Genomic DNA, 14,216 nt, shown 5'->3' with positions numbered 1-14,216 from the left:
GAGAGGACGGCCATGGACCAAAGGACCGCCCTCGACAGGCTCACCATCGGCATCGCCGAGATCGAGAAGAAGACCAAGCCGTGGGAGCGCCGCGAGGACTACTTCCGCGGCGACCAGGACGACCCGTATGCACCGCAGGGTGTCAACGAGGAGTACCAGGAGCTGCAGGACCAGGCCAAGGCGAACGTGCTCGAGATCGCCATGCGCGCTCCGATCCAGCGGATTGCCGTTGACGGATTCACCCGCGGCAGCGCGACGAAGCAGGAGCCAGACAAGGCGTTCTGGCGTGACGTCTGGCAGGCCAACAAGCTCGACCGACAGCAGCGCAAGATCTACGAGCCGATGATGGTCCACGACATGGGCCTCACCGGCGTGTGGATGAACCAGGCCAACAAGAAGCGGCCGATCGTCCGTGTCGAGAACGGCAAGCGCGTCCACCTCGAGCTCGACCCTCAGGATCCGACTCGCATCCTGTGGGCGGTCAAGACGTACACCGAGCGCCTCCGCATGCCGACGTCGATCGCGCTGCCCGCTGGCGTCAACATCTCGTCGTCGCGGCAGTTCGGCTGGGTGTACGACGACGGCACCTGGTCGCGGTGGATCCGCGAAAACGGCGCCGGCTCGTGGAAGTTCGACGCCGATGGCACCCACGATCTGGAAGACGTCCCGTTCGTCCCGTACAGCTTGAACGACGATGCCGACGGCAAGCTGCACCCGTCGATCACTCCGTTGATGCCTCAGCAGGACGCCCTCAACACGATCCGGTTCAACACGCTGCTCGCGATGCAGTTCTCGGCGTACCGGCAGCGCGTGTTCGTCGGCTACGACCCGGTGCTGAAGGACGAGACCGGCCAGATCCTATGGCAGCGGAACTCCGACAACACCATCAGGCTTGATGCCCAGGGTCAGCCGATGCCGATGCTGTCGACGCCTGGGCGGGTCGGCGTCGATCGAGCCTTGGTGTTCCCGGGCGCCGACACGAAGGTCTTCGACCTGGCCGAGTCCAACCTGAAGAACTACATCGACGTCTTCGACTCGTTCTTGACCACGTTCTTCGCCACCGGCCATATCCCGCCGCAGTACCAGCTGAACAAGATGGCGAATCTGTCCGGTGACGCGATGGCTGGCGCTGAGTCGACGCTGCAGGCACTCATCGACGACATTCAGCAGGCCACTGGCGAGTCTCACGAGCAGATGGCCATCCTGGCGGCCCGGGCCGCCGGCGAGGACACCGCTGATGTCGCGTCCGAGGTGATCTGGGGTGACGGAGAGGTCCGCTCGTTCGCGCAGGTCGTCGACGCCGTCGTCAAGCTCATCAGCATCGGTTTCCCGCGACGGTCCGCGTTCGAGATGATCCCCGGCGCGACCCAGACCAAGGTCGAGACCTGGATGGATCAGCTGGCCGAGGAGTCCGACGACGCGCTGCTGAGCGGTCTGCTTCGGCCGGTTGCTGGTCGACCGCAGGAGGCTGGCGATGCTGCAGTCGGCAGTTGAGCACTACGAACGTCAGCAGCAGTTCACCGCTGCGGCGCTCGTGGCTGGTCGCCGCTCGGGAGTCTCGACTGTCGAGCTCGCCCGGATCGTCGCGGCGCTGCAGCTGCTGGCTGCGCGAGACGCACTTGAGTCGATCGACCCGATGCTCGAGGAGCAGGACATCTCCGCGCCGCCGGTCGGACAGATCGCAGCGGCGTCGTTCTCCGGCACTGCCAGTGACGGCCGTCCACTGGAGTCGCTGCTGCTGCAAGCCGCGACTCCCGACGCCCTGGACATGATGGTCGTGACGCAGGTGCAGGACGCCGCTCGGCAAGCCGCGTCGGTGTCGATCGCCGCGCGCCCACACATCGGCTACGTCCGGATGCTCAACCCGCCGTCGTGTTCAAGGTGTGCCATCCTCGCCGGGAAGTTCTTCCGCTACAACGAGGGATTCCAGCGGCACCCCCGGTGCGACTGCCGGCATATCCCCTCGACTGAGTCACTCTCGGGGGATCTGACGACCGACCCCAGCGCGTACTTCGACAGCCTCACCGGCCCGGAGCAGGACAAGGTGTTCACCAAGGCCGGTGCCGAGTCGATCCGTCTTGGGGCTGACCCGACGCAGGTTGTGAACGCTCGGCGCGTCACTGCAGGGATGCAGGTTGCAGGCGTCAGCCCCATCAAGATCGATGCGCGCGGCATCCTGCGAACGACCGAAGGCACCACCCGTCGCGGACTCGCCTACCAGCAGCAGCGCGGGCTACGCCGGAACGGCGACGTGCAAGGTCGTCTGATGCCCGAGTCGATCCTGCTTCGAGCCGCGGACCGCGCCGAAGCTCAACGGATGCTGCGTCTCTACGGATACATCGTCGACAACGACGCTGCCGCGCGAGGTCGCACACTCATCGCCGAGCGTCGTCGCGCCGACCGGGCCGCTAGAGCTCGCGAGCGCCGCGCCGAGCGCCGCGCCGAGCGCGGCGCAACGACGTAGGCCCCAATCTTCCGACAGCGCGAGGCTGCCGGCTTATCCCCCGCGATGGAGGACCCATGAAGAACACACTCAACCACCCGTCCACCGGCACTCGTTACGACGTGCCGCTGTTCGTCGACAAGCACGGTCGGGCCCGCTACCCGATCGGCGGCGGCTCCGAGGACGGCGGTGGTGACGGCGGCGACGCTGGCTCCGACGACGGATCCGGTGGTGACGGCGGCGACGACGAGAAGCTCGGCGACGCTGGAAAGAAGGCGCTCCAGGAGGAGCGCGACGCCCGCAAGGCCGCTGAGAAGCGGGCCAAGAGAGCCGAGGACGCCGCGGAGGCCCTGCGCAACCGCGACAAGTCCGAGGACGAGAAGAAGCTCGACGAGGCCAAGAAGGCCGGCCGGGCCGAGGCCGACGCGGCGAACAATTCGCGACTCGTCAAGGCCGAGCTTCGCGCCCTGGCCGCGACGGCCAAGATGCGCGATCCGCGCGATGCGATCGCTCAGCTCGGAGGAGACCTCGAGGACATCGAGGTGGACGACGGGGAGGTCGACTCCAAGGCGCTTCAGAAGCTCCTGGACGACCTGAAGAAGAACAAGGCGTACCTGTTCGACGACGGCAAGAGCACGACCACCCACCAGGACGCCGGCATCGGCGGCACTGGTGGCGACGGTGCGCCGACCGTCGCGCCCGGGCGCGCCCGCATCAAGTCGGCGATCGCCGCGACCAGCAAGACGAAGTAGCGACTCCAGAACCGTTCTGCGAGCGCCCATCCGAAGGAGAAACAACCATGGCAGTGACACTCGCCCAGGCGGCTGTGCTCTCGCAGGACGATCTGCAGCGCGGCGTCCTCGAGACGTTCGTGCAGGAGTCCTCGGTCCTCGACCGGATCCCCCTCATGGACATCGAGGGCAACGCCTACGCCTACAACAAGGAGGCCACGCTCCCCGGCGTCGCCTTCCGCTCGGTCAACGAGGCCTACGTCGAGTCGACCGGCACCGTCGTGCAGGCCACCGAGACGCTGTCGATCCTCGGCGGCGACGCCGACGTCGACCGCTTCATCGTCAAGACGCGCGGCAACCTGAACGACCAGCGCGCCGTCCAGCTCGGCATGAAGATCAAGGCTGCGTCCTACAAGTTCCAGGACCACTTCATCAACGGTGACGTGGCCGTGGACCCCAAGGGCTTCGACGGCCTGAAGAAGCGCCTCGTCGGTTCGCAGGTCATCGACGCCGCCACCAACGGCATGGGCGTCATCGCCGGCGGGCACGACTTCTTCGACGTCCTCGACGCCGGCATCGCCGCCGTCCCGGGCATCAACGGGGCCAACGGTGCCATCTACGTCAACAGCGGCATCCAGGGACGCATCCGGTCCGCTGGTCGCCGCCTCGGCGGTACCGACATCTTCAAGGAGGATCTCAGCGGCAAGCGGGTCCTGGTCTACAACGGGATCCCCGTGCTCGACATCGGCATGACCGCGGCCGGCGGATCCATCATCGGCCAGACCGAGACGCAGGGAACGGCGACCGATGCCTCGTCGATCTACGTCGTGAAGTTCGGCGAGGACGAGGGCGACCAGGCCGTCACCGGCCTGACCAACGGCGGTGTCGAGGTCGAAGACCTCGGCCAGCTGCAGGAGAAGCCCGCCTACCGTCACCGCCTCGAGTTCTACTGCGGCGTCGCGACGTTCGGCGGCAAGGCTGCTGCCCGCATCCGAGGTATCCGCAACCTCTGACCGTCCCGCTGGGGGCGCGCCTCGACGGTGTGCCCCCAGCACTCCCCGCATCACCACATCAGCAGAAGGAGCACGACATGAGTGACAAGCTCACCGGCGCGGACCTCGAGCAGGCCCTGAAGGACCGCAACCTGCCCGTCGAGGGCACCGCAGACGAGAAGCGCGACGCCGTCGCCCGGTACGACGCCGACAAGGCGAAGTCCGATGGCGGCAGCGCGAAGCCCGCGGCCGACGCCGCCACGGGCGACGCCGGCAAGGCGGAGTCCGACGACGCCGCCGCGGAGACGGCGGCCGACGACGCCACGGACGAGAAGGGCACCACGACTCTCGACTCGCACCTGGACGCCCCGTCGGTCACCGCCCCCGGCGACGGACCTGCCGACACGACCGACGCCTCGGAGATCGCGTCGTCCGCGGCCCCCGACAAGGGCGCGGCGGCCAAGGGCGGGAACCTCACGGTCAACGCCGTGGTCAAGGTCGGTGAGGCGGCCAAGGTCGCACCCGCACAGGCCGGCGCCCCGCGGATCGAGACGTACAAGGCGACCAAGCCGAACGGCGACGTCGTCACCGTCACGCACAACCTCGACACCGGCGCGACCTCGGTCGAGCCGGTCGCCTGACCTGGAGGAGGTGAGAGCCCATGCCTATCGCGATCGAGCAGGACGTCGTCAAGCGGTTCCGCGCTCTCACCTCCGAAGAGGCCGCTGTGGTGCCCACATGGCTGAAGGACGCCGAGGCGGACCTCGCGTCGAAGGTCGTGGCCCTGCGTGAACGATTCGAGGCTGCGGATGACGAGAGCGACTTCCGCCAGCTCGCCACGGCGACGGTCTGCGCCGCCGTCATCCGCGTCTTGCGGAACCCCGATGGCTGGCGTCAGTTCGCCCTTGACGACGGATCGTTCACGCGGGACCAGGTCATCTCCTCCGGCCTTCTGCAGTTCCAGGATGACGAGGTCACCCGGCTGCAGCCGATCGTCGTGCTCGGCGGCGCCTACGTCATCGGCCTGGGCGGATGACCAGCCCGTACGAGAGCGGGCTGCGCGCTCTGCGCCGCGAAGCTGAACGGGCGATGATCGACAGCTGCAAGGTCAGCCGGATCCGTCGCGACGACGCCGGGCAGCCGGTCACCACGACCGACGCCGACGGCATCGTCGCCGAGGTCCGCGACGACATCTATGGGCCGGGCATCGAACCGCACCGCGGCAAGGCCAAGCGCCAGGCGGACCAGGTGCAGGAGCAGACACCCGAGGCCGGCGGCAACACCTTCACGATTCAGCGGTACCGCGTCGACTTCCCAGCCGAGTCGTTCCGGCCTGCTGTCGGCGACCTAGTCGAGTGGGTCGCCTGCCCGCTCGACGCCGGCCGCGTTGGAACCCGAGACCGCATAACTGGACCGTTCGGCAAGACGTTCGCCACGGCACTACGGGTCAGCGTCGAGGAGGGAGCCTGATGTCTTCGTTCGAGCTCGACACCTCTGAGATCCGCGCGCTCGCGGCCGACATGCGCCCGGTGCCGGACGTCCTCGCGAAGGAAGTGCGCGCCGTTGTCGTCAAGGGCGCCGTCAACATCAAGAACGACCAGCGGCGCGCCGCCAACGAATCCCGCCACTTCGACTTCGCCCGCGCCATCTCGTTCGACCTCCACGGCGGCTCGCTGTTCGGTACCGCCGTCATCGAGGCCGAGATCGGCCCCGTGAAGGGCAAGCCGGGCTCGCTGGCGAACATCGCCTACTTCGGCACCTCCCGCGGTGGCGGCACCGTCGAAGACCCGGGCTCCGCGCTCGAGCGGGAGTCCGCGAAGTACCACGGTGCGCTTGAGAACCTGATGGGCAACCTGCTGTGATGGCCGAGCACGTCGCCGCCGTCAAAGAGCTCCTGAAGCCCTATGGGCGGCCGGTGCATTTCGGTGAGGCGCCCGGTGAGACCAACTACCCCTACGTGCTGCTGTGGGCGTCGCCGGGACTCCTGCGCGCCGCCGAGCTTGACGGCGTGCAGGACGACCTCGACGAGCTCCTCGGGGTGACCACGGTCGCCGCGACGTCCGACGCCGTGCTGGTCGCCATCGGCCGCGTGCGGGGCTACTTGCTCGGCAAGTCCCCGCAGGTCGAGGGGCGCTTCGTGCAGGCGTTGCGGCTCGAGGGCTCGCAGCGCGTCCAGCCAGATCTCGACGTGACGATCGGCCAGACGAACCGCCACCCGTCGTTCGGCGTCGACATGCTCCGGCTGATCTCCGAACCCGTCTGACCTCACCCACCCGACAGCCCGCCTCGGCGGGCAGTCAGTCATGCCCAGGAGGCACCCATGCCGCTCGTCGAGGCGTACAGCACCACCACCGGCAAGAAGCTCCCGTACCTCGTGCCCGAGGACCACCTCGATCACCCCGTGCTCGGAGCGAACAAGTCTCGTCTGCCGAGTCAGGCCGCCGCCGTCACGGTCGCGTCCCTGCGCGAGGAGATCAAGACCCGCAACGCCGACCGCGACGAGGCCGACCGCATCCCGTCGAGCGGCAACAAGGCCGAGCTCGTCGCCGCCTTGGCCGCCGACGACGCGCGGCCTCCCACAGATCCCGTGAACCCCACCCAGACCCCGGCACCCGGGGACGAGAACAAGGAGAACCCGCATGCCGAAGCTGATCTCTGACGAGCGGGTCGCGCTGATCGCGCTGCCCGAGCCGCCCGCCGATCCCAAGAACATCACGGTCGAGGAGTGGGACGCCGGTGTCCCGCTGCAGTGCCGGATCATGGACTATCGCCTCTCGGCGACCGCGTCCGACACCGTGCCCGCCGGCGAGCTCTGCGCAGGCAACAACGCGCAGGCACCCGGCCGCTCGAACTACGAGGGCAACGTCACCGTCATGCGATACCTGACGCCGGCCGGCCTCGCCGACCCGGCGAACGACATCGCGTGGACGACGTTCAAGGACAAGGGCACGACCCTGCACCTGGTCGACCGCGAGGGCCCCGAGCACGACGCCGACGGCGCCGCCGGCCAGGAGTACTCGTACTACGAGGTCGTCACCGACAACCCCACGAAGCCGACCGAGCGGGCCGGATTCATCCGCCGCGAGATCGTCCTCCTGGTCCAGCGCGCAGCGGAGAACCGCAAGCTCGTCGCCTGACCCCGACTCCCGGCGGCGTGCCTTCACGGGACGCGCCGCCGGGGCTTTCCCCTATCCCGTGACCCCATCCCGTGACCCTGTGGAGGAACCACCATGAACGATGTCGACCCCAGCGCATCCGAGTCGATCGCCGCTGACTTCGAGGGCGATGCCTTCGACGACTGGATCGGCGGTGCGACCGTCTCGAAGCGGTCCGTCGCGATCTACGGCAAGCCCGGCCTGTACGCCGAGTACCAGGAGCTCGAGCGGGAGCTTGAGCGCATCGAGGCCGAGAACAAGGGCGGCGGCGAGATGGCCGGCTCCGGCTTCGCGAAGGTCACCGCTCGCATGGCCGAGATCTACGACGAGTGGATCGAGTCGAAGTCGACGTGGATCGTGCGCGCGCTCGACGACGACCAGACGAAGGAGCTTGAGGCCGAGCTCGGCGAGGGCCCGCTGAAGCCCGACGAGCTGGTCGAGCCCGTGCTGCCGGCCAAGCACACGGAGAACCAGGCCAAGGCCCACACGCTGAAGATGCGCGCCTACGAGGAGGCCAAGCCTCTCCACGACGAGGCGGTCAAGGAGCACGAGGCCGCCAACGCCGAGTACGTGACGCAGCTGAACCTCCGCATCATCGCCGAGGCGGTCGAGCGCATCGACTTCGCCAACGGCCGCGTGCAGCACTCCATCACCGTCGAGCGGCTCCTCTCGCTGAAGAAGAAGCTCGGTGAGCGCCAGCTGCTCAAGCTCATCAACGCGTCGCAGCTCGCGCTCCTGGCTGAGCCGGAGATCCACGCCCCTTTCTCGCAGGACTCCTCGGAGACCGACCAGACCTGATCCTCTCGCTTCAAGCCGCGCGAGCTTGGAGCGAGAGGCCGACGGTCTTCCTCGGGCACTCCGAGGGGGGCGGCCCGTGGTCGGCGCGCGACCGCGAGCTCGCCGAGGCGCTACTGCTCCACGAGGGGTCGATCTGCAACGGGTGCGGGCACAGCCTCACCGAGACGCTCGACCCCGACCGTGAGGGTTGGTACAAGGTCGAGGTCGTCACCTGTGCGGGCTGTCAGGCCAAGGAAGCCGACGCCAAGGAGCGCAAGAGCGAGCCTGGCGACAGGGTGCGCGTGCTGGCCGACCCGAGGTACGTGAAGCGGTCCTAGTCGGACGTGGTCGGCCCGTGGTTCGCGGTTCCGACGCGGATCGCGCCGATCAGCACGTGGACCGCGCCGACGAGTACGAGCGCGTAGCCAACGGGCGCGATGTCGCCTGCGTTCACCAGCACCACACCGATCAGCGCCCACAGCGCCCCGTTGATGAACAGCGCGGCCGGTGTCCAGGGGCCTCGGTCTGTCTTGGGCGACTTCATCCCGCCATTGAACTACATATCGGAGGCCGACGTGTCGAATCGCACCATCGTCACCCGCCTCCGGGCCGAGATGGCCCAGTTCAAGCGCGAGTGGGACAGCGGGACGAAGTCGGTCACGGCCGCGGCTGACGCGATGGACCGGGCGGCCAAGAAGGCCGGTGGCGCGTCGAAGGTGATCGACGAGTCCGGCACCGCTGTCGGGCGTCTGACCGCGAGCCTCCGGAACAACCGTGCCGAGTGGGACACCGTCGGCACGTCGCTGCTGCGGACGGGCGCGGCGCTGACGGCTCTGTCGGTGCTGACGGTCAAGGCGGCGATGGACTGGGAGTCCGCCTGGACGGGCGTGACGAAGACGACGAGCGGTTCTGAGCGCCAGATGGCGCAGCTCGAGGCAGGCCTGCGCGGCCTCGCCAAGACGCTGCCGGAGAGCCACGCCGGGATCGCTGCCGTTGCCGAGGCGGCTGGCCAGCTCGGTGTGAAGCGCGAGAACATCGTCGGCTTCACCAAGACGATGGTCGACCTCGGCGAGACGACGAACCTCACCGCCGACGAGGCCGCGACCAGCCTGGCGCAGTTCATGAACATCATGGGCACCGCGCCCGACATGGTCGACAACCTCGGCTCGTCGCTCGTTGCCCTCGGCAACGACGGAGCGTCGACCGAGCGCGAGATCCTCGAGATGGCGCAGCGCATCGCGGGTGCCGGCAAGATCGTCGGCCTGTCCGAGGGTGACGTCCTCGGACTCTCGAACGCGCTCGCGTCCGTCGGCATCGAAGCCGACGCCGGCGGTTCCTCTGTCTCGGCCATCCTCATCGACATCAGCAAGGCCGTCGCCACCAACTCGGACGACCTCGCGAAGTGGGCGGCCGTCAGCGGCATGTCCGTCGACGAGTTCGCTGCGAAGTGGAAGACCTCGCCCGCCGAGGGATTCGCCGCGTTTACCGAAGGGCTCGGTGAGGTCAACGCGGCCGGCGGCGACGTCTTCTCGACCCTCGAGCAGCTCGGACAGACCGACATCCGCGTCACCCGGGCCCTGCTTGGAATGGCCGCCAGCGGTGACCTGCTGCGCAACTCGTTCCGCACCGGAAACGTCGAGATGGAGCGCAACAACGCTCTCTCGGCTGAGGCGGAGAAGCGGTACGACACGGCAGCGGCGAAGGCGCAGATCGCCTGGAACGGCATCAAGGACAACGCGATCGACGCTGGCCAGGCGGTCCTCCCCGTCGTGGCCGAGGTCGCCGAGGTCGTCTCAAACCTCGCGTCAGTGTTCGGACAGCTGCCCGGCCCCGTGAAGGGCGGCCTCGGCGCGCTGACCGGCGTCGCGGGCGTGTCCCTCCTCGCCATCGGCGGACTCATGAAGGCGGCCGGCGCCGTCTCGGACTTCCGCAGCTCTCTTCGTGAGCTGGGCGGCGAAGCCCCCCGTACCGGCCGGGCTCTCGGACTGCTGGCCCGCGGCCTCACTGTCATCGCCGGCGCGGCTACCGCGGCCAAGGTGCTTGAGAGCTGGGACCACATCGACGTCGCCGGCGTCAACAAGTTCACCCGCGGCCTCCTCGACGCCGCCAAGGGCTCGGACAAGCTGCTCAACAGCATCTCGAGCAACGGAAACTCCGGCATCTTCGGCCTCAACCGCAACGCCGTCGACGGCATCGCGGACGCCTTCAACAAGGCGGCCGACGCCAGCGGCAAGGTCGATCTGTCGTTCGCCAGCGACTCCGACTGGGACCGGGCCAAGGGCTACGTCGAGCAGGTCGACCAGGCCCTCGTGTCCCTCGTGCAGTCCGGCGCCGTCGAGGACGCGGCAGCGGCCTTCGCCTACCTGCGAGACGAGACCGGCAAGAGCGGCAAGGAGCTGCAGAAGCTCCTCCCCGGTTACACGGACACGCTCGAGGGGATCGACGTCCAGCAGAAGCTGGCCGGCGACTCCGCGCAGAAGCTCGGCGGCGACCTCGACGCCCTGTCACCCGAGGCTCAGAAGGCCAAGGACGACCTCGAGCAGCTCAAGCAGTCCACGACCGAGGTCGCGCTGTCGTTCCTCGACTTCACCAAGGGGCTCGACAGCAACAAGCTCTCGTACAAGGAGTGGGTCAAGGGCCTGCAGGAGATGGCCGAGGCTCAGCGCAACTGGCAGGACAACATGCTCACCGCGCAGACCCTCGGCGCCACCGACGAGACCCTCGCGAAGTTCCGGGAGCTCGGTCCCGCCGGCGCGAAGATGCTCGACGAGATGGTCAAGGGCGGCCAGTCCAGCATCGAGGAGTTCAACGCCCTCATGGGCGACGCCGAGCTCAGCGCGGGTCGCTTCTCGACGGCCATCACCGGCAAGCTCGCCGAGATCCCTGCCGAGATCCGCACCGCGTTCGTCGCGTCCGGCGACCGTGGTGCGATCCAGAAGGCTGCTGCAGTCGCGCACGAGTACGAGCTGACGCCGTCCGAGGTCAAGACCGTCCTGAAGGCGAACGACTGGGCGACCGCGGATATCAAGGCCGTCCTCGCCCACATGGCCGAGCTCGACCGCAAGGAGGCGAACCCGAAGGTCGGCGTCGACATCGGCGGCGCCCTGGGGCAGATCAACCTCCTGCAGCGAACCATCAACGGCATGAACGGCAAGACGATTCGCGTCGCCGTGAAGGGCGGCACCGGCGGCGGCATTACCCAGGACGCCGACGGGTCCATCCACACCCCGCGTGGTCGCATCACGCGTTTCGCCAACGGCGGCATGCGTGACGTCCGAGACCAACACGTCGCCGAGATCGCGCCGGCCGGCGCGATGCGGCTGTGGGCTGAGCCGGAGACCGGCGGCGAGGCGTACATTCCGTTGTCGGCGGCGAAGCGACCCAGGTCGCGGTCGATCGCCGAGCAGACGGTGCAGATCCTCGGCGGCACGATCCAGTGGTTCGCCGACGGCGGCATCAACCCCGCGTCGAAGCTTGACATCAAGCAGGCCGAGATCCAGGTCCGCGATATCCAGCGGTCGTTGAACGAGACCGAGAAGTACGGCAAGAAGCCGAAGAAGGGCAAGGACACTCGGCCCCGTCGGCGAGTGCTTCGTGGCGCTGACCGGGAGCTCGCCGAGCTGCAGCTGGCCGAGGCGAAGCGCGAGCTGCGTGACCTGAAGAACGACAAGGCGTACAAGACCGACCAGGCTGAGAAGGCCGCCGAGGCTGCGGAGAAGGCGCGCGACGACGCGCAGAAGATCGCCGACGAGGCGGCGGCCGAGGCTGAGCGGGTCGAGTCCAACCGCCTGTCGGTGAAGGCCGGCTACGCGAGCAACTTCAAGATTGGGTCGCTGTCGTCGACGGCCGCGGTCGACCGGACGCTCGAGCGGACTCTGGCTGACGCTGGCACGTTCCTCGGGCTGCTGGGTGACCTGAAGTCCAAGGGTGCTTCGCCGTGGCTGCTGCAGCAGCTGGTCGAGGCGGGGCCGACGAAGTCGGCGATCAAGCTGGCACGCCAGTACGCGACCGACTCGGCCGCCCTGGCGAGGGTCAACGCGACCGCGTCGCAGATCGACTCGCTCACTAACTCCTACGCGAACTTGGTGACCAACCCGGCGTTCACGGCGCCGCAGGCGTGGAGCTCGGGCGTCTCGACCCAATCGGTGTCGAAGAGTTACGAGATCAACGCCTACTCGCCGGCCGAGGTAGCTGCTGAGTTCTACCGGCTGATCCGGTTCCACGAGCAGAACGAGGCCATGGAGGCAGACGCATGACGACTGCTCAGCTCGGCGACTCCGGGATCACCATCGGGGAGACTGACTCGTTCGGGTGCCGGTGGGGATGGTCCGGTGACAGCCCGGATCCCTGGTCGCCATCGCCATCGCCGCGCGACGTCACCGGTGAGAACGCGACCACGCACGGCGCATGGGATGCGACGGAGTTCTACGGGCCGCGCACCTTCTCGCTCGAGGGCTTCGTGGTCGCCCCGTCGCACGAGGCCCTGCACCAGGCCAAGACCCGGTTCTGGGCGGCGTGCGGATTGCGGCCGTTCGAGCTGCGCATCATCGAGCCGGGCTACGACCGGTTCGCCACGATGCGCCGCGGCGGCGAGCCGTCGTGGAAGGAGATCAGCCCGGAGTCTCCAGCCCGAGCTAACTTCTCGGTGCCGCTGTGGGGTCGTGACCCGCGCCTCTACTCCACCGTCCTGCACACCGCCTCGACCCGCTTCCCGACGACGACCGGCGGCCTCGAGGTGCCGCTGCAGGTGCCGTTCGAGTTGGACGCGGTCGCGACGTCGGGCGAGATGAACCTGCAGAACACCGGCAGCGAGGACGCCTGGCCGGTGTACCGGATCGACCCGGCCAACTCGGTTCCGGTGGTCGATCCGGTCATCGTCGAAGCGGCCACCGGCCGGGCGATGCGGTTCAAGCTCACGATCAACCCGGGCGACTGGGTGACCATCGACACCCGCAACCATCTGGTGCTCGGCAACGGCGAGCCGGGCGCGTCGCGTCGCAGCAGCTTCTACGGCGACTGGCTCAGCCTCGAGCCCGGCGCGTCCAAGACCATCCGCTACGCCGGCGCCTCCGGCGACGGTTCGACCCTGTCCGCCGCGTGGCGGATGACTGACATCTAGGAGGCCGACGTGGCTACTGACGGATTCGCGAGCTGGATCGACAACGCCGGCCTCTACAAGGCCGCCGACCTCCGACGCGCCGACTCGGTCCTCATGATGCCTGGCGGGCCGACGACGTCACCGTTCGCGGTCAAGGGCGGCCGGCGCGTCAACGGCGCGGGCCTGCAGGTGAGCGTCGGCGGTTCGCCGGAGTCGTGGACCTGCACGCCCGGCGCCGGCGTCGTGTCAGATCCGGCGTACCTGGCCCAGGGCGGATGGCGCTACGAGATCCCCAACGCCACGACCGGGCTCATCGGCGCACGCCCTGCAGCCGGCCAGTCCCGCATCGACCTCATCGTCGCGCGGATCTACGACACGACCGCGATCGGGTCCGGCGCGGCCGAGGTCAAGATCGAACGCATCCCGGGCGCCGCGGGCCAGGATCCGCAGGCACCGACACCGCCCGCCGGGTCGATCACCGACGTGGTCGCACGGATGCTGGTCAAGGACACCGGCGCGGTCGTGGTCACCCCCTCCACCGAGCGGACCGTCGCCGCCGGCGGCATCCTGCCCGTCCCGACAACCGCGGCGATGGACAAGCTCAAGGCCGACGGCATCACGTACCGCGGGATGGTCGTCGACAACGCGCAGACCGACTCGCTGCACCGCTACGACGGCACCCGCTGGAAGCGGCTCGTCGACCCGTCGGCGCTGCTGTCTGTGCCCGCGAAGCGGTGGGGGGTCGACTTCGACCCGACCAAGCACATCCCGAAGCGGCTCGCGTGGACACTCGTCTCAGCGACCACCCCGGGTGGCATCACGGCCATCGTGAACGACCTCAAGCCGTTCTTCGTCGGCGTGGGTGCCGTGCAGGTCACCGGATCGGCAGACGACGCGCTGCGGTACGTCAAGAGCGTGCTGTCCGGCGACCAGCTGTTGGCGTACTGCTACGGCGCGAACAACGGCGGCGTGATCTCGCAGACGGTCACGATGGACGTGACGATCGACGGCTGGGTCTGA

16 protein-coding genes are annotated in these 14,216 nt (G+C 68.4%); 15 read left to right on the top strand and 1 reads right to left on the bottom strand.

Going from position 1 to position 14,216, the window contains the following annotated elements; genetic code table 11:
- Positions 1 to 12 precede the first annotated feature (12 nt).
- The 12 genes from DX116_RS09000 to DX116_RS08945 all read left to right on the top strand — a co-directional run bounded on the left by DX116_RS09000 (position 13) and on the right by DX116_RS08945 (position 8,119).
- Positions 13 to 1,494 (top strand): phage portal protein, encoded by a 1,482-nt coding sequence (locus DX116_RS09000; protein WP_158591948.1) that lies wholly within the window; start codon positions 13 to 15, stop codon positions 1,492 to 1,494.
- Positions 1,475 to 2,464: a hypothetical protein gene (locus DX116_RS08995; protein WP_147393628.1), complete on the top strand. Its 990-nt coding sequence runs from the start codon at positions 1,475 to 1,477 to the stop codon at positions 2,462 to 2,464. Before DX116_RS09000 ends, DX116_RS08995 begins: the two co-directional genes overlap by 20 nt.
- Before the next feature lie 56 nt (positions 2,465 to 2,520).
- On the top strand, positions 2,521 to 3,195 hold the full coding sequence (locus tag DX116_RS08990; RefSeq protein ID WP_119703760.1) for a phage scaffolding protein: 675 nt from the start codon (positions 2,521 to 2,523) through the stop codon (positions 3,193 to 3,195).
- A 47-nt stretch (positions 3,196 to 3,242) separates the two neighbouring features.
- Entirely contained in the window at positions 3,243 to 4,187 is a 945-nt protein-coding gene (locus tag DX116_RS08985) for a major capsid protein (RefSeq protein ID WP_119703759.1), read from the top strand.
- A 77-nt stretch (positions 4,188 to 4,264) separates the two neighbouring features.
- Positions 4,265 to 4,807: a hypothetical protein gene (locus tag DX116_RS20095; protein WP_199715968.1), complete on the top strand. Its 543-nt coding sequence runs from the start codon at positions 4,265 to 4,267 to the stop codon at positions 4,805 to 4,807.
- Positions 4,808 to 4,827: 20 nt separating this feature from the next.
- Positions 4,828 to 5,202, top strand: coding sequence for a hypothetical protein (locus tag DX116_RS08975; RefSeq protein ID WP_119703758.1), 375 nt, complete (start codon positions 4,828 to 4,830; stop codon positions 5,200 to 5,202).
- A complete protein-coding gene (locus tag DX116_RS08970) occupies positions 5,199 to 5,636 on the top strand; it encodes a DUF6093 family protein (protein ID WP_119703757.1) in 438 nt (145 codons plus the stop codon). The genes DX116_RS08975 and DX116_RS08970 overlap by 4 nt, the downstream gene beginning before the upstream one ends.
- Entirely contained in the window at positions 5,636 to 6,028 is a 393-nt protein-coding gene (locus DX116_RS08965) for a hypothetical protein (protein ID WP_119703756.1), read from the top strand. The genes DX116_RS08970 and DX116_RS08965 overlap by 1 nt, the downstream gene beginning before the upstream one ends.
- Positions 6,028 to 6,429, top strand: a complete 402-nt coding sequence (locus tag DX116_RS08960) for a hypothetical protein (protein WP_119703755.1) — start codon at positions 6,028 to 6,030, stop codon at positions 6,427 to 6,429. The genes DX116_RS08965 and DX116_RS08960 overlap by 1 nt, the downstream gene beginning before the upstream one ends.
- Positions 6,430 to 6,486: 57 nt before the next feature.
- Positions 6,487 to 6,825 carry a hypothetical protein gene (locus DX116_RS08955; protein ID WP_119703754.1) on the top strand — a complete coding sequence of 113 codons (339 nt, stop codon included), beginning with the start codon at positions 6,487 to 6,489 and terminating at the stop codon, positions 6,823 to 6,825.
- Complete coding sequence (locus DX116_RS08950; RefSeq protein ID WP_119703753.1) at positions 6,806 to 7,303, top strand: phage tail tube protein; 498 nt, start codon at positions 6,806 to 6,808, stop codon at positions 7,301 to 7,303. Before DX116_RS08955 ends, DX116_RS08950 begins: the two co-directional genes overlap by 20 nt.
- Positions 7,304 to 7,396: 93 nt before the next feature.
- Entirely contained in the window at positions 7,397 to 8,119 is a 723-nt protein-coding gene (locus DX116_RS08945; protein WP_119703752.1) for a hypothetical protein, read from the top strand.
- Positions 8,120 to 8,432: 313 nt separating this feature from the next.
- Here the strand turns inward: DX116_RS08945 and DX116_RS19910 are convergent, their stop codons facing one another.
- The gene (locus DX116_RS19910) at positions 8,433 to 8,642 is read right to left on the bottom strand and encodes a hypothetical protein (RefSeq protein WP_158591947.1); all 210 of its coding nucleotides are present in this window, start codon (positions 8,640 to 8,642) and stop codon (positions 8,433 to 8,435) included.
- A 31-nt stretch (positions 8,643 to 8,673) separates the two neighbouring features.
- Here DX116_RS19910 and DX116_RS08940 point away from each other — a divergent pair, with 31 nt between their 5' ends.
- Genes DX116_RS08940 through DX116_RS08930 form a run of 3 tightly spaced genes read left to right on the top strand, consistent with a single transcriptional unit; the run spans position 8,674 to position 14,216 of the window.
- Complete coding sequence (locus tag DX116_RS08940) at positions 8,674 to 12,354, top strand: phage tail tape measure protein (protein ID WP_158591946.1); 3,681 nt, start codon at positions 8,674 to 8,676, stop codon at positions 12,352 to 12,354.
- Positions 12,351 to 13,217, top strand: a complete 867-nt coding sequence (locus tag DX116_RS08935) for a phage distal tail protein (RefSeq protein WP_119703750.1) — start codon at positions 12,351 to 12,353, stop codon at positions 13,215 to 13,217. Before DX116_RS08940 ends, DX116_RS08935 begins: the two co-directional genes overlap by 4 nt.
- Positions 13,218 to 13,226: 9 nt before the next feature.
- Positions 13,227 to 14,216 (top strand): hypothetical protein, encoded by a 990-nt coding sequence (locus DX116_RS08930; RefSeq protein WP_119703749.1) that lies wholly within the window; start codon positions 13,227 to 13,229, stop codon positions 14,214 to 14,216.

The sequence above is a fragment of the Aeromicrobium endophyticum genome (assembly GCF_003586285.1).
GTDB classification, from domain to species: domain Bacteria; phylum Actinomycetota; class Actinomycetes; order Propionibacteriales; family Nocardioidaceae; genus Aeromicrobium; species Aeromicrobium endophyticum.
This window is presented reverse-complemented; position numbering and strand designations above follow the sequence as displayed.

Coding starts and splice junctions, on each gene's coding strand:
- DX116_RS09000 (WP_158591948.1), top strand. CDS start 13: ATGGACCAAAGGACCGCCCTCGACAGGCTCACCATCGGCATCGCCGAG.
- DX116_RS08995 (WP_147393628.1), top strand. CDS start 1,475: ATGCTGCAGTCGGCAGTTGAGCACTACGAACGTCAGCAGCAGTTCACC.
- DX116_RS08990 (WP_119703760.1), top strand. CDS start 2,521: ATGAAGAACACACTCAACCACCCGTCCACCGGCACTCGTTACGACGTG.
- DX116_RS08985 (WP_119703759.1), top strand. CDS start 3,243: ATGGCAGTGACACTCGCCCAGGCGGCTGTGCTCTCGCAGGACGATCTG.
- DX116_RS20095 (WP_199715968.1), top strand. CDS start 4,265: ATGAGTGACAAGCTCACCGGCGCGGACCTCGAGCAGGCCCTGAAGGAC.
- DX116_RS08975 (WP_119703758.1), top strand. CDS start 4,828: ATGCCTATCGCGATCGAGCAGGACGTCGTCAAGCGGTTCCGCGCTCTC.
- DX116_RS08970 (WP_119703757.1), top strand. CDS start 5,199: ATGACCAGCCCGTACGAGAGCGGGCTGCGCGCTCTGCGCCGCGAAGCT.
- DX116_RS08965 (WP_119703756.1), top strand. CDS start 5,636: ATGTCTTCGTTCGAGCTCGACACCTCTGAGATCCGCGCGCTCGCGGCC.
- DX116_RS08960 (WP_119703755.1), top strand. CDS start 6,028: ATGGCCGAGCACGTCGCCGCCGTCAAAGAGCTCCTGAAGCCCTATGGG.
- DX116_RS08955 (WP_119703754.1), top strand. CDS start 6,487: ATGCCGCTCGTCGAGGCGTACAGCACCACCACCGGCAAGAAGCTCCCG.
- DX116_RS08950 (WP_119703753.1), top strand. CDS start 6,806: ATGCCGAAGCTGATCTCTGACGAGCGGGTCGCGCTGATCGCGCTGCCC.
- DX116_RS08945 (WP_119703752.1), top strand. CDS start 7,397: ATGAACGATGTCGACCCCAGCGCATCCGAGTCGATCGCCGCTGACTTC.
- DX116_RS19910 (WP_158591947.1), bottom strand. CDS start 8,642: ATGAAGTCGCCCAAGACAGACCGAGGCCCCTGGACACCGGCCGCGCTG.
- DX116_RS08935 (WP_119703750.1), top strand. CDS start 12,351: ATGACGACTGCTCAGCTCGGCGACTCCGGGATCACCATCGGGGAGACT.